This is a genomic window from Microbacterium sp. NRRL B-14842 (genome assembly GCF_050470785.1).
The window spans coordinates 519,161-538,516 of sequence record NZ_JBFLUM010000001.1 but is presented as its reverse complement, the minus strand read 5'-3'; the positions used below and the strand labels follow the sequence as shown (position 1 = coordinate 538,516).

Sequence of the window (19,356 nt, the reverse complement as noted above, 5' to 3'; positions counted from 1 at the left end):
TCAGGCGCCGTCGAGCGGACGGAGGATGCGCGTGAGGAACCGTTGCGTGCGCTCATGCTGCGGGGCGCTGAACAGCTGAGCAGGCGGCCCCTGCTCCACGACGACGCCGCCGTCCAGGAAGAGCACGTGATCTGCGGCTTCGCGGGCGAAGCTCAGCTCGTGGGTGACGACGGCCATCGTCCATCCCTCATCGGCGAGCTCCTTGATGACGAGCAGCACCTCGCCGACCAGCTCCGGATCGAGGGCGCTCGTCGGCTCGTCGAACAGCAGCAGGTCCGGTTGCAGGGCCAGCGCCCGCACGATGCCGACCCGCTGCTGCTGCCCTCCGGAGAGCTGATGCGGCCGCGCGTCCGCCTTGTCGGCGAGGCCGATCCGGGCGAGCAGCGCCTGGGCCTCGGCGACGACCTCGGTCTTCGGACGGCCCTGCACCCGCCACGGCCCTTCGATGACGTTCTCCAGCACGGTCAGGTGCGGGAACAGGTTGTGGTGCTGGAACACCATCGCCGACCGGTCACGCAGCGCCAGCCGCTGCTGCTTCTCCACGCGCGGTTTCGGGCGCACCTCCGGTGCGAAGTCGATCTCCGGCCCCCCGGCCATCACGATGGTCCCCGCGTCCGGCGTCTCCAACCCGTTCAGGGCGCGCAGGACGGTCGACTTGCCCGAGCCGCTGGGCCCGATGAGCACCACGACCTCGCCCCGATGCAATGTGAGGTCGAAGCCGCGGAGCACCTCGGTGGTGCCGAAACTCTTGTGCAGCCCGCGTGCGGTGAGCAGCGGTTCGGCCGTGGGGTCAGTGCGCGACACGACTGTCGAGCCTCCTCTCCAGGGCGCTCTGCCCGAAGGAGAGCACCAGGCAGATCACCCAGTAGACCAGCGCTGCGGCCAGGTACAGCACCATGAACTCGAGCGTGGTGGAGGCGATCTGCTGCGCCACCTTGAACAGCTCCGTCACGAGGATCAGCGAGGTGAGGGAGGTGTCCTTCACGAGCGAGATGAACGTGTTGGACAACGGCGGCACCGAGACCCGGGCGGCCTGCGGCAGGATGATGCGGGTCAGCGTGCGGGTGCGGTTCATGCCGACCGTGTACGCGGCCTCCCACTGCCCCTTCGGCACCGAGAGGATCGCCGCCCGCACGACCTCGGCGCCGTAGCCGCCGACGTTGAGCGAGAGCGCGATGATGGCGCTCGGCCACGGATCGAGGGTCACCCCGACGGACGGCAGGCCGTAGAAGATCACGAAGAGCTGCACGAGCATCGGCGTGCCGCGGATCACCGAGATGTAGAACCGCGCGATGCCGGACACCACCGGGTGCACCGAGATCCGCATCAGCGCCATGCCGATCGCGATCACGAGCCCCAGGACGAACGACACCAGGGCGAGCGGGATCGTCGCCGTCAGCCCCGCCCAGGCGATCGGCCCGAGCGAGGAAAAGAAGAGCTCCCAGGGATTCTGCATCGCCTACTGCGAGACGTCCTCGCCGAAGTACTTCTCGCTGATCTCGGCCAGTGTGCCGTCGGCACGGAGCGTGTCGAGCGCCTCGTCGACCGCATCGACGAGCGCCTCCTTGTCCTTCGTGAACACGAAGGCCTGCTCGCCGGCGTCGTCGGTCTCCGCGGCGATCTTCAGGCCGGTCGGGCTGTTGGTCGTCTCGTAGTCGAGGAAGGTCAGCTTGTCGTTGACGGTGGCGTCCACCCGGCCCTGGCGGAGGAGCTCCACGGCCTGCGCCCAGCCCTCGACGCCCTCGACCTTGGCGCCGGACTCGGTGGCCAGCTCGTACCAGTTGCTCGTGAGGGACTGCGCCGTGGTCTTGCCCTCGAGGTCGTCGAACGACGAGATGGAATCGTCGTCCTCCTTGACCACGATCACGCCGGGCGACACCGTGTACGGGGTGCTGAAGAGGTACTTGGCCTCGCGTTCGTCGTTGATCGACACCTGGTTCGCGATCACGTCGAAGCGGCCCGCGTCGAGCCCCGCGAAGATCGCGTCCCACTGGGTCTCCTGGAACTCGACCTTCAGACCGAGCTCGTCGGCGACGGCCTGGATGATCTCGACGTCGTAGCCGGTGAGGTCGCCGGAGCCGCCGTCGCCGTGGAAGCTGAACGGACGGTAGGTGCCCTCGGTCGCGACCGTCAGCGTGCCGTCCTTCACCAGGCCGAAGTCGGAGCCCGCGGCGCTCTCGCCGTCCGTGCTCGCGGGCGTGCTCGAACCGCTGCACGCGGTCAGGGCGGCGGCGGCGACGACGAGTGCGGTGACGGCGATGAGACGACGGGACATGGACCCTCCTGGGGTGAGAAGCGCGGGTGCGAGTTTACGCGACGACCGCGGGAACTCCCCCACAGTACGCGTCGCTCCGGGCGTTCCCCGCATCGGATGACGCCGGATGTCGCGGGCGGCCCAGGAACGCGGAACGCCCCCGGGCGGACCCGGGGGCGTTCGGTGCGACAGGTGCGAACCCGTCGACGCGTCAGATGGCGTTGACGTCCAGCGGGATGCCGGGGCCGAACGTGGTCGACACCGCACCCTTCTGGATGTAACGGCCCTTGGCGCTGGACGGCTTGAGGCGGACGATCTCCTCGAGAGCGGCGTCGATGTTCTCGTTCAGCTGCTCGGCCGAGAACGAGGCCTTGCCGATGACGAAGTGCACGTTGGCGTGCTTGTCGACGCGGAACTCGATCTTTCCGCCCTTGATCTCCTCGACGGCCTTGGCCGGGTTCGGGGTCACGGTGCCGGTCTTCGGGTTCGGCATCAGACCACGGGGACCGAGCACCTTGCCGAGACGGCCGACCTGGCCCATGAGCTCCGGGGTCGAGACCGCGGAGTCGAAGTTGGTCCAGCCGTCGGCGACCTTCTGGATGAGCTCGGCGCCGCCGACCTCATCGGCGCCGGCAGCGATCGCCGCCTCGGCCGCGGGGCCGGTGGCGAACACGATGACGCGGGCGGTCTTACCGGTGCCGTGGGGCAGGATGACGGTGCCGCGCACCATCTGGTCCGCCTTGCGCGGGTCGACGGCGAGCTTCAGCGCGACCTCGACGGTCGAGTCGAACTTCGCCGAACCGGTCTCCTTCGCGAGCGCGACGGCCTCGGACGGCGTGTAGAAACGGTCTGCCTCGATCTTCTCGGCGGCAGCCTTGTAAGCCTTGGACTTGGTAGCCATGATTATTCTCCTCAGCCCTCGACCGTGATGCCCATGGAACGGGCGGTGCCGGCGATGATCTTCGAGGCGGCCTCGATGTCGTTCGCGTTCAGGTCGGCCTGCTTCTGCTCGGCGATCTGACGGACCTGATCCTTGGTGATCTTGCCGACCTTGACGGTGTGCGGGGTGGCCGAAGCCTTCTGCACGCCGGCGGCCTTCTTGATGAGCTCCGCCGCGGGCGGGGTCTTCAGGACGAAGGTGAAGCTGCGGTCCTCGTAGACGGTGATCTCGACGGGGATGACGTTGCCACGCTGCGACTCGGTCGCGGCGTTGTACGCCTTGCAGAACTCCATGATGTTGACGCCATGCTGACCGAGCGCGGGGCCGATCGGCGGCGCCGGGTTGGCGGCACCGGCGTTGATCTGAAGCTTGATCAGGCCGGTCACCTTCTTCTTCGGTGCCATTCTCTTTCCTTTCCTCGAGGCGGATGCGAGCATCCGCTTCTCCCACGGCTCCGGCCTTTCCGGCCCGTGGTCGTCTGCGCGCCCTTCGACAAGCTCAGGGACCCCAGCGGGCTTTCGCACAAACCACGTAAGTCTACCTGATCACTCCCCTACTCGCGAGCCGGCCCCTTGCGTGCGAGCCGGCCCCGTGCGTGCGTCCGCAAAGGGGCGGGAGACACGGAACGGGGTGGGTCGGGGAAGAGAAGACGGCCGCCCCGGAAGGGACGGCCGTTCTCGTGCACTTCGGCGGGCTCAGTGACCCGCGGTCAGATCATCTTGGTGACCTGGTCGAACGACAGCTCGACCGGGGTCTCGCGCTCGAAGAGGGAGACGAGGACCGTGAGCTTGCCGCTCTCCGGCTTGATCTCGCTGATCGAACCGGGAAGACCCGCGAACGAGCCCTCCTTGATCGTGATGGTCTCGCCGACCTCGAAGTCGACCTCGGCGGGAAGCGGACGGGCGACGGCGACGCCGCCCTTGGCCGCGATGTTCTTGGCGGTCGGGACGTCCTTGACCTCGACGAGGGACTTCAGCATGTTGAAGGCCTCTTCGAAGCGCAGCGGCGTCGGGTTGTGGGCGTTGCCCACGAAGCCGGTGACGCCGGGGGTGTGCCGCACGACCGACCAGGTGTCCTCCGTGAGCTCCATGCGCACCAGCACGTAGCCGGGGATGCGCACGCGGGTGACCATCTTGCGCTGGCCGTTCTTGATCTCGACGACGTCCTCCATCGGGACCTCGACCTGGTAGATCTCGTCCTCGACCTCGAGCGTCGACTTGCGCTGCTCGATGTTCGCCTTGACCTTGCGCTCGAAGCCGGCGTACGAGTGGATGACGTACCACTTGCCGGGGAGCATGCGCAGGTCCATGCGGAAGGCCTCGTACGGGTCTTCCTCGGAAGCCGACTCGTCCTCGTCGGACTCGGCGGCCGGACGGTCGTCCTCGCCGTTGACGTCGGGCCCCTCGTAGGGGGTGACCTCGTCGGCGGCCTCGGCCTCCTGCTCCGCGACCTCTTCGGCCACGGAATCGTTGAGGACCTCGGCGGCGGCTTCGGACTCCGCGGCTTCGTCCAGGTTCAGAGCGTCGTTCACGATGGCGTCCGCCTCCGGGTCGTCGATGTCGATGTCGATGTCTTCCGTCTCCTGCTCGCCGTCCTCGTCCTCGACGTGGACCGCGACGTGCTCGGCAGAGGTGACCGAGAGCTCCTCGGCGGCGAGCACGTTGCCCTCCTGGGCCTCGTCCTCCTCGCTGGACTGCTCTGCGGCGGTCGCCCAGTCGGCGTCGTCGGAATATCGTTCAGACACGTTGCTTCTTCTCCATAGCTGCGGCCGATGCCGCGGGGGTCATCAGCCAGGGATTCCGAACACGTAGTGCGTCAGGAGCCCGAAGACGTAGTCGAGACCGTAGACGATGCCCATGACGATCAGGACGAAGACGAGCACCACACCCGTGAACTTGAAAAGCTCCTTGCGGGTCGGGGTGACGACCTTGCGCAGTTCGGCGATGACCTGGCGGATGAACAGGGCGATGCCCCCGAAGAACCGGGAGAAGGGGTTGCCCTTCTTCTGGCGCGTGGCGCCGGCCGCGACGACGTCGCCGCGCGGTTCGTCCTGATCCATCCTGAATGTACCTTTCGTGTGTCAGCGTGCGCTGACGCGCAGGGCGGACAGGAATCGAACCTGCAACCTGCGGTTTTGGAGACCGCTGCTCTGCCAATTGAGCTACCGCCCTAGAGACCCGGAGGTCTCGGGGATGCCCTCCCCACCCTGCCACCGGCCGATGTCGAAGACGCCAGGCACGGCGAAAGAATGCAGAGAACAACTGCTCACCAAGCATACGGCATCGATCCCGTGGTGCCGAACAGGAAGCGGAACCCGCGTTGTTGCTAGGCTCGGCGGGCGGACGAAGCAGGAAGGGACGCATGTGAGTGGGGATGTGCAGCAGTTCCAGGTGGATCTGCGCGGAGTCGTCGACCTGCTCAGCAGGCACATCTACTCCAGTCCCCGGGTCTATCTGCGGGAACTGCTCCAGAACGCGCGGGACGCGATCGCGGCGCGCCGCGAGGTCGACGGGGGCGGAGGCCGCATCCGCATCACGCCGCTCACCGCACAGACGGGCGAGTTCGTACTCCGCGATGACGGGGTGGGGCTGACCGCGGCCGAGGTCGCCGATCTCCTCGCGACCGTCGGGCGCAGCTCCAAGCGGGACATCTTCGACCTCCCCCGGAGCGACTTCCTCGGCCAGTTCGGCATCGGGCTGCTGAGCTGCTTCATGGTCGCCGACACCATCGTCATCCGCTCCCGCAGCGCCAGAGGCGGCTCCGCGGTGGAGTGGACGGGCAGCGCCGACGGCACCTTCCGGGTCGCGGAGATCGATGACGACCTGCCGATCGGCACCAGCGTGCACCTCGTGCCGCGCTTCGACGCCGACGAGCTGCTGCGACCGGCCGCCGTGCACGAGCTCGCGACCACGTTCGGCGAGTTCCTGCCCGTGCGGGTGACCATCGATGCGACCGGCGGGGACATCGACGTGACCCGCGAGGCGCCCTTCCTCGACCCCGCCGCCGACGTCGAAGCGGCCGTGCAGTACGGCCGCGACCTGCTCGGTGCGGCGCCGCTGGACGTGATCCCGCTGACCGAGCCGGCGACCGGGACGCAGGGCCTGGCATACGTCCTGCCCTTCGCTCCTCCGCCCGGCGCCCGGCAGGCGACCCGCATGTATCTGGGCCGCATGCTGCTGTCGGAACGCGTCGACGACGTGCTGCCCGACTGGGCGTTCTTCGTGCGCGCCGTCATCGACTCCACCGGCCTCGCACCGACCGCGAGCCGCGAATCCCTCGTCGAGGACACGGCGCTGGAGCACGTCCGCGAACAGCTCGGCGCCGGGATCCGCCGCTGGGTGCTCGAACTCGGACTGCGTGAACCGCATCGCCTCGCCCAGTTCGTCGCCGTGCACGAGGTCGGCCTCAAGTCCCTGGTGCGACACGACGAGGAGCTCGCGCGCTTCATCACCCGCTGGCTCACGGTGGAGACCACGCACGGCACGCTGCGGATCGGCGAGCTCGTGGAGCGGTACCCGCACGTGCGCTACGCCCAGACGGTCGACGAGTTCCGCCAGGTGGCCGGGATCTCGCCGTCCGACGAGGTCCTCGTCAACGGCGGCTACCTCTACGACGCCGACCTGATCCGGCTGCTCCCCGACCTCTACCCGCAGGTCACGGTCGAGAAGGTCGACGTGACCGGGGAGCTCGATCGCCTCGACCCGCCGCCGCTGGACGACCGGGACATCGCGATGGCGCTGGAGTCCCGCGCCGGCGCCGTCCTGCAGTCCTCGGACTGCGCCGTGGTCGTCCGGGCGATCGACCGCCCGGAGCTGACCGGACTGTACGTGGCGGACCCCGAGGTGCTGCGGACGATCGACCGCGGGCGCACCAAGGGCATCGCGAGCACGCTCTGGGGCGGGGTGCTCGACCGCATCGACCAGACGCTCTCCTCGTCGCGGGACGACGACCTCACGGCGCGACTGTGCCTGAACTGGTCGAACCGCGTCGTCCGAGCCCTCGTCCGCGTCGAGGACGACGCCGTCTTCGCACGCACCGTCCAGCTGCTCTACATCCAGGCGCTTCTCGCGGGGCACCACCCCCTCTCGGACGCCGATCGGGCGCTCATGACCAGCGCCCTCTCCGACCTCGTCTCACTCTCCGCCGGTATCGAGGGGGACACTCTCCCCTTCGACGCGCGCTGACACCCCCGACTACCCGAAGGGCCCTCCATGGCACGTCCGAAGAAGCGCTTCCAGCAGCTCATCGAGGAGATCGATCGCACCCCGTGGGGCCCGGCGGAGCAGGCCCTCGTGGCGGAGGCGGTCGCGCTGGCCATCGAGATCGGCGACGAACGGCTGGAATACGAAGCCCGGATGCGGCAGACCGCGTCGGCGAACATGGTCGGCGCCACCGACGTCATGCTGAACTCCTTCGCCTGGTGCCTCGCGCATCACGACGCCGACCCGCAGCGGTTCCCCGCCGACCTCGACAACGGCGGCGCCGACCTGATGTGGCAGTTCAAGTGGATGGCGTCCTCGCTGCGCTCCTCCCCCGCCTTCTCGCAGGAGCAGATCGCCGCGGTGCTCGACGACATGGAGTCGCACTACCGTGCCGCAGGACTCGGCCTCAGCGGCGTGCTGACCGCCCGCTTCGAGGACGCCTGGGACGCCGGCCGGTTCGACGCCGCCGAAGCCCTCCGCGTGCAGCTCGAGGCCACGCCGCGCGACGAGCACAGCCACTGCGACGCGTGCAGCCGCAGCCAGTTCGCGGGATTCTTCGCGGAGACCGATCGCGACGCCGACGCCATCCGGCTCGTCGAGGAGATGATCGAGGGCGGTTTCTCCTGCGGCGAGGAGCCGGAGCACGCGCTCTCCCGCGTCCTCCTCCCGTACCTCCGCGCCGGACGCACGGAAGATGCGAAGACCGCGCACCTGCGCAGCTACCGACTGGCCAAGGACAACCCCGACAACCTGCGCATCGTGGCGAACAACATCGTGTTCGCCGCGATCACCGGCAACGAGGCGCGGGCGCTGGCCCTGATCGAGAAGCACGTCGCGTGGCTCGCCCACGACGGCCTCAACGTCGACGCGCACTTCGCCGCCCTCACGGCGTTCGCGGTCGCTCTCGACCGCGTCACCGCCGCCGGCCACGGCGACACCCCGGTCCGGGGTGCCGACGCCCCTGCACTCGTGCCGCTGCTCGGGGCCCACGACGGCCCGTGGAGCGCCGCCGACCTCGCCGCGGCCGCCTGGTCGACGGCCGAGCGCATCGGGGCGCAGTTCGACGAGCGGGACGGCACCGACGGCCACGCCCGCAGCCTCGCCCGGATGCGCGCTCTCGCCGACGAGCGCTACGACCTCCCGATCCGCTCCGATGCGTTCGTCGCCCCGACCCCGGCCACCACTCCGGCGGATCCGGAGGCCTGGTACGAGCGGGCGATGCAGCTCGCGCAGTTCGGCGCCGAGCAGGAGACCCTCGCCGCGCTCCCGCACGCCCTGGAGGTCGACGACCCCGCCCAGCGCGCGCAGCTCCTGTCGATGCACCTCGGCATCCTCGTCGCGCTCGATCGCGTGGACGAGGCCGAGCGCCTCCTCCCCGAGCGGATCGCCGGCCTGCGGGCCGCAGGGAACGACGCGCAGGCCGACCTCGAGGAGCGTCTGAAGCTCGCGACCTTCGGGCTGCACACCGACGAGACCATGGCGGCGCTCGAAGAGGAGTTGGCCGCGGCCGACCGTCTGCCGGCCTGGTCGCGCGGCGACCTGGCCATCAGCCGCGCGTCGCTGCACCTCAGGGCCGAGGAGCCGGACGCGGCCCTCGACCTCGCCGAGCTCGCGGCCCGCTCGTTCGCGGAGGCGGAGGACACCCGGCTGTCCAACACGACCACCCTCGTGGCGATCGGCGCCGTGCTGAGCAAGGGCGACCTCGACGCCGGCCGCACGCTCCTCGACCGCTTCCTCGCCCAGGACGACCTGTCCGCCGGTCATCGGGCCCACGCGCTGCAGACTCGGGCCCGCGTGCGGGGTGGCACGGGCGCGTACCAGGATGGGGCGACGGACGCCGACGAGGTGTGCCGGCTGCTCGCCGAGCTCGGCGCCACGCGGGCTCTCGCCGACGCCCATGTGCTCGCGGGCGCGCTCTGGGAGGACGCAGAGGAGCCCGAGAAGGCCGTCGCCCGCTACCGTCTGGCTGCTCGGCTGCAGGATGACGGCGATCGCACCGGCGTGGACTTCCGGTTGGCCAGGGCGATGCTCCGCGCGGGAGACGCCGAGGAGGCCGCGGAGCTCTTCGGCGACGTGCTCCAGCGTGAGGAGGACGCCGAGACGCCCGCCGGCTCCCGTGCCATGACCGCCTCTCTCCTCGCCCGGTCTCTCGCCGAGTCCGGAGAGTTCGGCCAGGCGGTCGGCGCACACGGCTACGCCGCCGAGTTGTTCGGACAGGCGGAGGCGCACGCGGACCAGGCCATGGCCATGACGGAGCAGGCGAAGATCCTCGCCCGCTTCGAGGAGCACGACGACGCCGTGCGGCTGCTGGAGGGCGCAGCGGAGATCGCTCGTCGCGCCCCCGAGGCCGTCGGCGCGCTGTCCGAGGTGCTGCACAGCCTCGGCCAGGCCTACGGCGGTCGCGGCGACGAGCGCGCCTTCCCGCTCTTCGACGAGGTCGCCGCGCTCGCCCAGGAGCATGAAGCCGGCTGGCTGCTCGCCGACGTGACCGACTCCCGCGGCCGCGCCCTGGCCCAGCTCGGCCGGATCGACGAGTCCGTCGCCGCCGCCCTCACTGCCGCCGATGGTTTCGCCGCGCTCGGGGATCAGGGCGCCGCCGGGAGCTCGGAACTGTTCGCGGGGCGCGTCCTCGCGGGGAACGACCGTCCGGCCGACGCCGTACCCGTCTACCGGAGCGCCCTGGACCATGCCGAGAGCTTCCCGCCGCTGCGTCAGGTCGCGGCACTGGAGCTCGGCGATGTGCTGGAGGCACTGGGACGGCACGCCGAGGCCGCAGAGGTCAGGGCCCTCGTCGAGAGCTGACACGCCGCCGGCTCGGGATCCACAGGGGTCCCGAGCAGGCGTCGTCGCGGTGGTGAGCGCGTCAGAACAGCTGACGCCAGTTCGCCCGTGCGAGGTCGAGCAGCTCGTCCCCGCGGCCCGACATGACCGTGCGGATCGCGTAGAGCGCGAAGCCCTTGACCTGCGCGGCCTCGATCGCCGGCGGCATGGACAGCTCCTGGCGCTCGGTCACGACGTCGAGCAGCGCGGGACCGTCGTGCGCGAGGACCTCACGGACCGCCTCCGGCAGATCCTCGCTGCGCTCCACCCGACGGGCGAAGATGCCCATGGCCTCGGCGATCGCCGCGAAGCTCGGGTTGTCGAGCCCCGTGCCGTAGGTGACGAAGCCGGCGGCCTTCATCTCCAGCTCCACGAAGTTCAGCGATGAATTGTTCACCACGATCGTCTTGACCGGGAGACCGTTCTGGGTGAGCGTGAGCAGCTCGCCGAGCATCATCGCGAGGCCGCCGTCGCCGGCGAGCGCCACGACCTGACGATCCGGATGGGCGACCTGCGCGCCGATGCCGTGCATCAGGGCGTTCGCCATCGAGCCGTGCGTGAACGACCCGATCAGCCGGCGCCCCTCGGTCATGGACAGGTAGCGCGCGGCCCAGACGGTCGGCGAGCCCACGTCGGCGGTGAAGATCGCGTCGTCGGCGGCATACTCGTCCAGGAGGCGTGCCAGGTACTGCGGGTGGATGGGGCGTGCGCCCTTCGCCGGCACCGCGAGCTCGTCGAGCTTCTTCCGCGTCTTCAGGTAGTGGGCCACGGCGTCGTCGAGGTGGCCGCGGTCGTCCTTCCGGGCGAGTCGGGGCAGCAGGGCCTCGGCGGTCGCCTTCACGTCGCCGACGAGCCCGAGGTCGAGCGGGTGCCGCTTGCCGAGCTGCGAGCCGCGGATGTCGACCTGGATGGTGGTCGCGTGCTCCGGGTAGAACTGCTCGTACGGGAAGTCGCTGCCGAGGACGAGGAGCGTGTCCGCCGCCTCCATCGCCCGATAGCCCGACGCGAATCCGAGCAGCCCCGTCATGCCGACGTCGAACGGGTTGTCGTACTCGATGAACTCCTTGCCGCGCAGCGCGTGGACGATGGGGGCACCGAGTGCGTCGGCGAGCGCGATCACCTCGTCGTGCGCGCCCTCCACGCCGGCCCCGGCGAGGATGGTGACCTTCTTGGCCGCGTTCAGCATGGTCGCGGCCTTCTCCAGCTCCGGACCGCTGGGCTGGATCAGCGGGCGGGTGCGCTCGATCACCACGGCGCGGTCATCCGCGATCTCGGACAGCGCCACATCACCGGGGATCACGAGGACCGCGACGCCGCGCTGCTCGATGGCCGCGCGCATGGCGATCTCCATCAGCCGCGGCATCTGCGACGGGTCCGCGACGTATTCGACGTACACGCTGCACTCGCGGAACAGCTCCTGCGGATGCGTCTCCTGGAAATATCCGGTGCCGATCTCGACGGTCGGGATGTGGGCGGCGATGGCCAGCACCGGTACCCGGGAGCGCTGCGCGTCGTACAGGCCGTTGATGAGGTGCAGGTTGCCGGGGCCGCATGAGCCCGCCACGACGGCGAGGTCCCCGGTGGTGCCGGCGTCGGCGGCGGCGGCGAAGGCGGCGGACTCCTCGTGGCGCACGTGCACCCAGCGGATCCGGCCGTCCTTGCGGAGGGCGTCCGTGAGTCCGTTCAGGGAGTCGCCCGGGATGCCGTAGACCCGGTCGACTCCGTTGGCGTTCAGAGTCTTGACGATGTTCTCAGCGACGTTGGCCATACCCCGACCCTACGCCCGCCGAGGCCTCCCCGGGCCGGGCTCAGTACTCCTGCGGCCCATCCCGGTCGGGCTCCGGATCGCGCCGGAACGCACGGCCGGACACCGATGCCGGAGCGATGCGCACGTACACGCGCTTGTCGGTCGGGATCCACGGGCGCAGACCCGCCGCCTCCGCCCGCTCGATGTCGGCGTCGGTCTCCAGAGCCTCCGCACGTCCGCGCACGATGACACTCCAGGCCGCGGTGTCCGTGTGGTCGTCGACTTCGAAGAGCACGTCGGCGGTGACCGTCAGCTCGAACAGCTTGCTCCCGGGGGCGGTGCGGAACAGCAGGCCTTCGCCGTCCACCGCATAGTTCACGGGGAAGATGTCGATGGTCTCGCCGACCCGGGTCACGAGCCGCCCGAGCTCCTGGCTGCGCAGGTGCTCCCAGCTCTGCTCCGCGGTGAGGGTCTGGACCGGATCCGTGTGCGCGCTCATGCCGCCATTGTGCCTCGTCCGTCCTCGACGCGCACCCCCGTCGACCCGGCCCCTCTCGTGCGAGCGGCCCCCTTGCGTGGGTACGCAAGGGGGCCGCTCGGCCGCAAGGGGGTGGGTCGACGATCAGCCGATGCGGATCAGCTTCTTGTTGACGAACTCGTCGGCGGCGAGGTGGCCCAGCTCGCGTGCCGTGCCGCTGCGCTTGATGCCGCCGAACGGGAGCTCCGGGCTGTCGGCGAGCACGAGGTTCACGTAGACCATGCCCGCCTCGATCCTGTCGGCCACCCGCTCCGCCTGCGCCTCGTCCGTCGTGAAGACGTAGGAGCCGAGGCCGAACGTGGTGTCGTTGGCCAGAGCGACCGCCGCGTCCTCGTCCGCGACGCGGTACACGACCGCCGCGGGACCGAACAGCTCCTCGCGGTAGACGTCCATCTCCGGGGTCACGTCGGCGAGCACCGTCGGTGCGAAGAACGCCCCGTCGCGCGTACCGCCCGTGAGCAGCGTCGCACCCTGGGCGACCGCCGTGTCGATCTGCTTCTGCAGGTTCTCCGCGGCCGCCTCCGACGAGACCGGGCCGAGGACCGTGTCGTCGAGCGTGGGGTCGGTCGCCTCGACGGCCGCCATCGCCGCCGTGAACTTCTCCACGAACGCGTCGTAGAGGTCGTCGACGATGATGAAGCGCTTGGCGCCGTTGCAGGCCTGACCGTTGTTGTCGAGCCGCGCGTCGACACCCGCCTGCACGGTGGCGTCGAGGTCGTCGGTGGAGAGCACGATGAACGGGTCGGACCCGCCCAGCTCCAGCGCGACCTTCTTGAGGTTGCGCCCCGCGACCTCGGCGACCGCGGCGCCGGCGCGCTCGGAGCCGGTCAGCGACACCCCCTGCACCCGCCGGTCCGCGATCATGGCCGCGATCTGGTCGTTCGTCGCGAGCACGTTCTGGTACGCGCCCTTCGGGAAGCCGGCGTCGTGGTAGATCGCCTCGATCGCGCTCGACGACTCCGGGCACTGCGGCGCGGGCTTCAGCAGGATCGTGTTGCCGACGATCAGGTTCGGCGCCGCGAAGCGCACGATCTGGTAGGCCGGGAAGTTCCACGGCATGATGCCCACGAGCGGTCCCAGCGAGGAGCGGCGGATGATCGCCGACCCCTCCCCGAGGATCTTGATGGGCTGGTCGGCCATGATGTCCTCGGCCTGGTCCGCGTAGTACTCGGCGATGTCGGCGGCGAAGTCGACCTCGCCGAGTGCGGCCTCCCGGGGCTTGCCCATCTCGCGCACGAAGATGTCGGCCAGCTCCTCGCGGCGTTCGCGGTGCAGCTCGGCCGCACGGCGCAGAAGCGCTGCACGGTCGGCGACCGTGGTGGAGCGCGACCACTCGCGGTGGGCCTCGTCCGCGGCGGCGACGGCCTCCTCGATCTGCGCGTCGGTGAACGTGTCGTACGACGCCAGGGTCTCGCCGGTGGCGGGGTTGACGACGGCGTAGTCGGTCATGTCTCTCCTCCTTTTGCCGTGCCGGTCAGGAGACCGGGATCAGCGTGTACTTGGTGGACAGGTATTCGTGGATGCCCTCGAAGCCGCCCTCGCGGCCGACGCCGGACTGCTTGACGCCGCCGAAGGGAGCCGCCGCATTCGAGACGACACCCACGTTGAGACCCATCATGCCCGTCTCCAGCGCGTCGATCATCCGCTGACCGCGCTGCAGGTTCTCGGTGAACACGTAGGAGACCAGGCCGTACTCGGTGTCGTTGGCGAGACGCACGGCCTCGTCCTCCGTCTCGAAGGTCGCGATCGCGAGCACCGGGCCGAAGATCTCCTCGCGGAGGATCGCGGAACCGGGGACGACGTCGGTGAGGACCGTGGGCTCGTAGAACGTGCCGGTGCCCTCGAGCGCCTTGCCGCCCGCGAGCAGGGTCGCGCCGCGCTCGACGGCGTCGTCGACGAGCTCGCCGGCCTTGGCCACGGCGTCCTCGTCGATGAGCGGGCCGATCGCCACGCCGTCCTCCGTGCCACGACCGATCTTCATGCCGTTGACGCGCTCGGTGACGCGCTTGGCGAACTCGCCCGCGACGTCCTTGTGCACGATGAAGCGGTTCGCCGCCGTGCAGGCCTGACCGATGTTGCGGAACTTCGCGGCCAGCGCGCCCTCCACGGCCTTGTCCAGGTCCGCGTCGTCGAACACGACGAACGGGGCGTTGCCGCCGAGCTCCATCGACACCCGGAGCACGCCCTCGGCGGCCTGCGCGATGAGCTTGCGGCCGACCTCGGTCGATCCGGTGAAGGAGAGCTTGCGCAGACGCGGGTCGGCGATGATCGGCGCCGACAGGGCGCTCGACTTCGAGGTCTGCACGACGTTGACGACACCCTTGGGCAGACCGGCCTCTTCGAGCAGCGTCGTGAAGAAGATGGTCGTGAGCGGCGTGAGTGCCGGGGGCTTGATCACCACGGTGCAGCCGGCGGCGAGGGCCGGGGCGATCTTGCGCGTGGCCATCGCGAACGGGAAGTTCCACGGCGTGACGAAGAACGACGGACCGACGGGGCGCTGCGACACGATCATGTGACCGGTGCCCTCGGGGTTCAGGCCGTAGCGGCCGCTGATGCGCACGGCCTCCTCGCTGAACCAGCGGAGGAACTCGCCGCCGTAGGCGACCTCGCCGCGGGCCTCGGCCAGGGGTTTGCCCATCTCGAGCGTCATCAGCAGCGCGAGGTCCTCCTTGCGCTCCTGCACGAGGTCGAACGCCCGGCGGAGGATCTCCCCGCGCACGCGCGGCGCGGTCGCGGCCCACTCGTCCTGTGCGGCGACGGCGGCGTCGAGCGCCCGGATGCCGTCCGCGGGGGTGGCGTCGGCGATCGTGCGGATCACCTGGTTGGTCGAGGGGTCCTTGACGTCGAAGGTCGCGCCGGTCTCCCCCTCGATCCACTCCCCGCCGATGAAGAGGCCGGTGGGGATGCTGTCGAGCAGCGCCTGCTCGTTCTGAGTGCTCATGGATTCTCTCTCTTTCAGACGGACGTGGGACGACGACGGCGGCTGGGCGGAGCGTCCATACCCAGCGTCTCACCGCGGAAGAAGGCGGGGCGGCGGATGGCGTTCCAGATCATCACGGCGATCCCGACGACGATGATGAGGATGCCGAGGATGAAGACGATCCCGATGCCGCCGATCTCCGACCCGGAGCCGTAGGCCGGGTCCATGGAGTCGATCAGCGTCGTGAAGAACAGGACCGCCAGGATGATGCCGCCCACCAGCGGGAACAGGAAGGTGAAGAAGACGTTCCGCGCCGAGTCGAACCACTGCTTGCGGAAATACCAGACGCAGGCGAACGCCGTGATCCCGTAGTAGAAGCAGATCATCATGCCGAGCGTGAGGATCGTGTCCCACAGCGTGTCCTCGCTGACCACGCGCATCACGGCGTAGAACGCGGAGGCCACGATGGCCGACACGATGGTGGCGTAGCCCGGGGTGAAGAACCGGGGGCTCACCTTCGCGAACGACTTCGGCAGCGCGCCGTAGTGACCCATCGCGAGCAGGGTGCGTGCCGGGCCGACGAACGTCGACTGCAGCGACGACGCCGAGCTCGTGAGCACCGCGAGCGACACGAGGAACGCGAGCGGCCCGAGGATCGGCCCGGAGAGGTGGAAGAACACGTTCTCCTGGATGTCGCCGTTGCCGAGGCCGAGCTCCCCCGTACCGACGCCCGCGAACATGATCATCGCGACGGCGAGGAGCAGGTAGAGCGAGACGATCGTGAGCACCGTGACGGTGGCCGCGCGACCCGGGGTCTTCTCCGGGTCCTTCGTCTCCTCGTTCATGGTGAGGGTGACGTCCCAGCCCCAGAAGATGAAGATCGACAGCGACAGACCGGCGGCGACCGCGCTGAACGACGAGATCGCGAACGGGTTGAACCAGTTGAGGTCGAACGGCTGGTAGTCGAAGCCGTTGCCGCCCACGGCCTGCACGATCGCGGCGACCGCGAAGAACACGAGCACGAGGATCTGGAATCCGACTAGCCAGTACTGCAGCTTCTGCGTGGTCTGCATGTCCCGGTACGACACCCACGTCGCGCCCAGCATGAAGAGCAGGCACACGCCGATGTTGATCCAGGTGACGCCGGCGAGATCGGCGATCTCGGCGTTGCCCGTGATCTGCGACAGCAGCAGGAACAGGAAGTCGACCGCGACCCCGGCGAGGTTGGACAGCACGAGGATCGTGGCGACCACGAGGCCCCAGCCGGCCATCCAGCCCACCCACGGCCCGAACGCCCTGGCGGCCCAGGTGAAGGAGGTGCCGGAGTCGGGCATGCGGTTGTTGAGCTCGCGATAGCCGAAGGCCACGAGGAGCATCGGGATGAAGCCGACGAGGATGATCGCCGGGATCTGCGCGCCCACCTCGGACGCGGTGGGGCCGACGGCGGCCGTGAACGTGTAGGCGGGGGCGATGCACGAGATGCCGATCACGACGGCGCCGATCAGGCCGACGGTGCCGGCGCTCAGGCCCTTCGTCGAGATTCCGGTCGTGACGCCGGATGCGGGCTCCGTCGCCCGGTTGGTGCTGCTCATCAGCGGTCTCCTGCTTCGATGCGGGTGCGCGGGACGACGATCATGGGGACGGGCAGCTCGTGCAGCATCTTCGCCGCCGTGGAGCCCAGGAAGAGACGGCGTGGCTGCGCCAGACGGCTGGAGCCGACGAGCACGACCTCCCCGGGAAGCCAGGAGAGCCCGGCCACGGCGTCCTCCACCGTCTCACCGGGCGCCTCCTCGACGACGGCGCCGAGGCCGTCCGGCAGGCGCTCGGCCGCCACGGCCAGCACCTGGTGCGCGTGCTCGCTGCCGGCGAGGCGGATCGCCCCGGTGTCGAGTCCCGGCGGCACGTCGAACGGCACGAGCGACACCAGCCGGAGGCTCACCTCGGCGGCGCCGGCGAGGGCGACGGCCTGGTCGAGCACGCCCTCCGCACCGGGACGCGTGCCCACGGCGACCGTGACGCGCGGAAGCACGTGGTCGTCCTGCTGCGCGAGCCCGGAGGGCGCGAGGGCCACCGGGATCGGTGAGGAGTGCAGCAGCTCCGACGCGACACTGCCCAGGCGATGTCGGCCGAAGAGGCCGCCGCCGGCCGTGCCGATCACGATGACGCTGGCGTCGAACTCCTCACCGGCGGCGATGAGCCCCTCGGCGAACGACTCGGAGAAGCGCACATGGCCGCTGCGCACCAGCTCCTGCGGGAGACGCACGACCGCGTCCTGCAGCCAGCTCCGCGCCTGCTTCCGGATGACGTCCTCGTAGGCGCGCTCCGGTGGCACGGCGGCGCTCCGGGTGCCCTCGGTCGGCAGTACGATCACGAGGTGGAGGGTCGCACCGATGCTGCGCGCCAGACGTGCGCCCAGCGCCGCCGCGTCCGCCCCCGCATCCGTCGCCGTGTAGCCGACGACGACCGAGCCGGTCATCAGCCGATGCTCTCGGGAGCGCCGGCCTCGCGGCGGGCGTCGACGATGTTCGCCGCGACGAAGTGGCCCATGCGGATCGCCCCGTCGACGTGCTGGTAACCCGCTCCTGCCATGTCGCTGCAGGCGAAGTGGATCGGTCCGACGGGCGTGCGCAGGTCGGCGCCGTAGCGGTGCAGGCCGCCCAGGTCGAAGCTCGCGGCGTACGCGCCACGCGTCCACTCCTCGCTGCCCCAGTCGCTCTCGTAGTACACGACCGGGTTCTTCGCCTCGGGACCGTAGTAGTGCGACAGCGACTCGAGGATGCGCTCCTTGCGCTCCTCGGCGGACAGCTCGAACACGCCGTCGGCGTTCGCATCGGACACGAAGCCGACCAGAGTGCCGCGCTCGTCGCCGTGGTTGCTGTTGTCGTAGGCCTCGTGCGAGAGCTCGTACGGGCTGAACGCCGTGCCGCTCAGGCCCTGCTCGCGCCAGAACGGGCGGTCGTAGACGGCGTGCACCTTGATGACGAAGCCCATCGAGAGGTGCTGGTGCAGCTGGTGCTGGCGACGCGGCAGCGGCGGGACGAAGGAGATGCGGTTGTAGAGGATGGGGGCGTGCGCGAGGATCGCGTACCGCGCCCGCACCGTGAGGTCGTCGGTGGTCGCCACGACCCCGTCATCCGACCACTCCAGGCTGCGGACGGGCTGGTTCAGCAGCACGTCCTCGCCCAGGCGCTCGGCGAGGCGCAGCGGCACCTGCTGGAGCCCTCCCACGACGCGCTTGTCGAGGATGAAGTCGGCGTCGACGAGGTTCGAGTACGAGCCGGCCGAGGCAGCCATGAGCAGCGACTGCAGCAGCGAGAAGGCGTGGGTCGGCTTGGTCAGCATCGCCGAGCCGGTGGCGAAAGCGAGGTTGCGCACGGCTTCGTCGTCGTCGGTCTGCGAGCGCAGCCAGGCGTCCCAGGAGATCGAGTCCCACTCGGCCGCGTTCGGGTGCTCCCACGGCTTGTCCGGGTCGATCTCGGCGACGAGGGCGTCGAGGATGCCGGTGATGCGCGCGATCACGGCCTCGGTCTCCGCCGACACCGGGAACATCTCGCCCGTGAAGCGGTGGGCCTGCCCGTCGGGGCCGACGTAGACGCTGTCGCCCTCGCGGTACCGGCTGTAGGTCTCGAGGCCCAGCTCCTCGATCGTGTCCTTGAGCGCGTCCTGGTCGGGCGAGACCCACTGGCCGCCGATCTCCAGCATGGCGCCGTCGATCACGTCGGTCCACAGGCGGCCACCCACGCGGTCGCGGGCCTCCAGCACGGCGACCGACAGCCCGGCCTTCCGCAGGTCGTTGGCCGCCGTGAGCCCTGCGGCTCCGGCGCCCACGATCAGCACGTCGCGGGTGATCTCAGCCATCTGCAACTCCTTCGTCGTCGGGGGATGCGGGGGATGAAGTACCGGTCGCGTCCCGAAATCCCCCGATCCGGGGACGC

At 69.9% G+C, this 19,356-nt stretch carries 16 protein-coding genes and 1 tRNA gene; 2 read left to right on the top strand and 15 right to left on the bottom strand.

Going from position 1 to position 19,356, the window contains the following annotated elements; all coding sequences use genetic code 11:
- The 8 genes from AB1285_RS02720 to AB1285_RS02685 form a co-directional block, all read right to left on the bottom strand.
- The gene (locus tag AB1285_RS02720; RefSeq protein ID WP_311198674.1) at positions 1-804 is read right to left on the bottom strand and encodes an amino acid ABC transporter ATP-binding protein; all 804 of its coding nucleotides are present in this window, start codon (positions 802-804) and stop codon (positions 1-3) included.
- Entirely contained in the window at positions 791-1,456 is a 666-nt protein-coding gene (locus AB1285_RS02715) for an amino acid ABC transporter permease (protein WP_187662191.1), read from the bottom strand. Before AB1285_RS02715 ends, AB1285_RS02720 begins: the two co-directional genes overlap by 14 nt.
- 3 nt (positions 1,457-1,459) lie before the next feature.
- Positions 1,460-2,275 carry an amino acid ABC transporter substrate-binding protein gene (locus AB1285_RS02710; protein WP_187662192.1) on the bottom strand — a complete coding sequence of 272 codons (816 nt, stop codon included), beginning with the start codon at positions 2,273-2,275 and terminating at the stop codon, positions 1,460-1,462.
- Between the two features lie 190 nt (positions 2,276-2,465).
- Entirely contained in the window at positions 2,466-3,155 is a 690-nt protein-coding gene (gene rplA, locus AB1285_RS02705) for a 50S ribosomal protein L1 (RefSeq protein WP_025102336.1), read from the bottom strand.
- Positions 3,156-3,166: 11 nt separating this feature from the next.
- Positions 3,167-3,598 (bottom strand): 50S ribosomal protein L11, encoded by a 432-nt coding sequence (gene rplK / locus AB1285_RS02700; RefSeq protein ID WP_025102337.1) that lies wholly within the window; start codon positions 3,596-3,598, stop codon positions 3,167-3,169.
- A gap of 305 nt (positions 3,599-3,903) precedes the next feature.
- Positions 3,904-4,938 carry a transcription termination/antitermination protein NusG gene (gene nusG, locus AB1285_RS02695; protein WP_025102338.1) on the bottom strand — a complete coding sequence of 345 codons (1,035 nt, stop codon included), beginning with the start codon at positions 4,936-4,938 and terminating at the stop codon, positions 3,904-3,906.
- Between the two features lie 42 nt (positions 4,939-4,980).
- Positions 4,981-5,253 carry a preprotein translocase subunit SecE gene (gene secE, locus AB1285_RS02690; RefSeq protein WP_025102339.1) on the bottom strand — a complete coding sequence of 91 codons (273 nt, stop codon included), beginning with the start codon at positions 5,251-5,253 and terminating at the stop codon, positions 4,981-4,983.
- 39 nt (positions 5,254-5,292) lie between these two features.
- Positions 5,293-5,365: transfer RNA gene (locus AB1285_RS02685), tRNA-Trp, on the bottom strand.
- A 192-nt stretch (positions 5,366-5,557) separates the two neighbouring features.
- On the opposite strand from AB1285_RS02685, the gene AB1285_RS02680 reads away from it, so the two are divergent.
- Together AB1285_RS02680 and AB1285_RS02675 are read left to right on the top strand one after the other, a co-directional pair.
- Complete coding sequence (locus tag AB1285_RS02680; protein ID WP_268776692.1) at positions 5,558-7,378, top strand: HSP90 family protein; 1,821 nt, start codon at positions 5,558-5,560, stop codon at positions 7,376-7,378.
- 27 nt (positions 7,379-7,405) lie between these two features.
- The gene (locus tag AB1285_RS02675) at positions 7,406-10,198 is read left to right on the top strand and encodes a hypothetical protein (RefSeq protein ID WP_370429040.1); all 2,793 of its coding nucleotides are present in this window, start codon (positions 7,406-7,408) and stop codon (positions 10,196-10,198) included.
- 61 nt (positions 10,199-10,259) lie between these two features.
- Here AB1285_RS02675 and poxB read toward each other — a convergent pair whose 3' ends face one another.
- The 7 genes from poxB to AB1285_RS02640 form a co-directional block, all read right to left on the bottom strand.
- Positions 10,260-11,984: a ubiquinone-dependent pyruvate dehydrogenase gene (poxB, locus tag AB1285_RS02670; RefSeq protein WP_370429041.1), complete on the bottom strand. Its 1,725-nt coding sequence runs from the start codon at positions 11,982-11,984 to the stop codon at positions 10,260-10,262.
- A gap of 40 nt (positions 11,985-12,024) precedes the next feature.
- Positions 12,025-12,462 (bottom strand): pyridoxamine 5'-phosphate oxidase family protein, encoded by a 438-nt coding sequence (locus tag AB1285_RS02665; protein ID WP_315637815.1) that lies wholly within the window; start codon positions 12,460-12,462, stop codon positions 12,025-12,027.
- Between the two features lie 123 nt (positions 12,463-12,585).
- Complete coding sequence (locus AB1285_RS02660; protein WP_280564703.1) at positions 12,586-13,950, bottom strand: NAD-dependent succinate-semialdehyde dehydrogenase; 1,365 nt, start codon at positions 13,948-13,950, stop codon at positions 12,586-12,588.
- 25 nt (positions 13,951-13,975) lie between these two features.
- Positions 13,976-15,442, bottom strand: coding sequence for an NAD-dependent succinate-semialdehyde dehydrogenase (locus tag AB1285_RS02655; protein ID WP_187662198.1), 1,467 nt, complete (start codon positions 15,440-15,442; stop codon positions 13,976-13,978).
- 14 nt (positions 15,443-15,456) lie between these two features.
- Positions 15,457-17,013: an APC family permease gene (locus AB1285_RS02650; protein WP_370429042.1), complete on the bottom strand. Its 1,557-nt coding sequence runs from the start codon at positions 17,011-17,013 to the stop codon at positions 15,457-15,459.
- Entirely contained in the window at positions 17,013-17,897 is an 885-nt protein-coding gene (locus tag AB1285_RS02645) for a universal stress protein (protein ID WP_315637813.1), read from the bottom strand. Before AB1285_RS02645 ends, AB1285_RS02650 begins: the two co-directional genes overlap by 1 nt.
- The gene (locus AB1285_RS02640) at positions 17,897-19,279 is read right to left on the bottom strand and encodes a flavin monoamine oxidase family protein (protein ID WP_101848465.1); all 1,383 of its coding nucleotides are present in this window, start codon (positions 19,277-19,279) and stop codon (positions 17,897-17,899) included. The genes AB1285_RS02645 and AB1285_RS02640 overlap by 1 nt, the downstream gene beginning before the upstream one ends.
- Positions 19,280-19,356: the final 77 nt, after the last annotated feature.

Coding starts and splice junctions, on each gene's coding strand:
- AB1285_RS02655 (WP_187662198.1), bottom strand. CDS start 15,442: ATGAGCACTCAGAACGAGCAGGCGCTGCTCGACAGCATCCCCACCGGC.
- AB1285_RS02710 (WP_187662192.1), bottom strand. CDS start 2,275: ATGTCCCGTCGTCTCATCGCCGTCACCGCACTCGTCGTCGCCGCCGCC.
- AB1285_RS02675 (WP_370429040.1), top strand. CDS start 7,406: ATGGCACGTCCGAAGAAGCGCTTCCAGCAGCTCATCGAGGAGATCGAT.
- AB1285_RS02660 (WP_280564703.1), bottom strand. CDS start 13,950: ATGACCGACTACGCCGTCGTCAACCCCGCCACCGGCGAGACCCTGGCG.
- rplK (WP_025102337.1), bottom strand. CDS start 3,598: ATGGCACCGAAGAAGAAGGTGACCGGCCTGATCAAGCTTCAGATCAAC.
- secE (WP_025102339.1), bottom strand. CDS start 5,253: ATGGATCAGGACGAACCGCGCGGCGACGTCGTCGCGGCCGGCGCCACG.
- AB1285_RS02715 (WP_187662191.1), bottom strand. CDS start 1,456: ATGCAGAATCCCTGGGAGCTCTTCTTTTCCTCGCTCGGGCCGATCGCC.
- poxB (WP_370429041.1), bottom strand. CDS start 11,984: ATGGCCAACGTCGCTGAGAACATCGTCAAGACTCTGAACGCCAACGGA.
- AB1285_RS02665 (WP_315637815.1), bottom strand. CDS start 12,462: ATGAGCGCGCACACGGATCCGGTCCAGACCCTCACCGCGGAGCAGAGC.
- AB1285_RS02650 (WP_370429042.1), bottom strand. CDS start 17,013: ATGAGCAGCACCAACCGGGCGACGGAGCCCGCATCCGGCGTCACGACC.
- AB1285_RS02645 (WP_315637813.1), bottom strand. CDS start 17,897: ATGACCGGCTCGGTCGTCGTCGGCTACACGGCGACGGATGCGGGGGCG.
- rplA (WP_025102336.1), bottom strand. CDS start 3,155: ATGGCTACCAAGTCCAAGGCTTACAAGGCTGCCGCCGAGAAGATCGAG.
- AB1285_RS02640 (WP_101848465.1), bottom strand. CDS start 19,279: ATGGCTGAGATCACCCGCGACGTGCTGATCGTGGGCGCCGGAGCCGCA.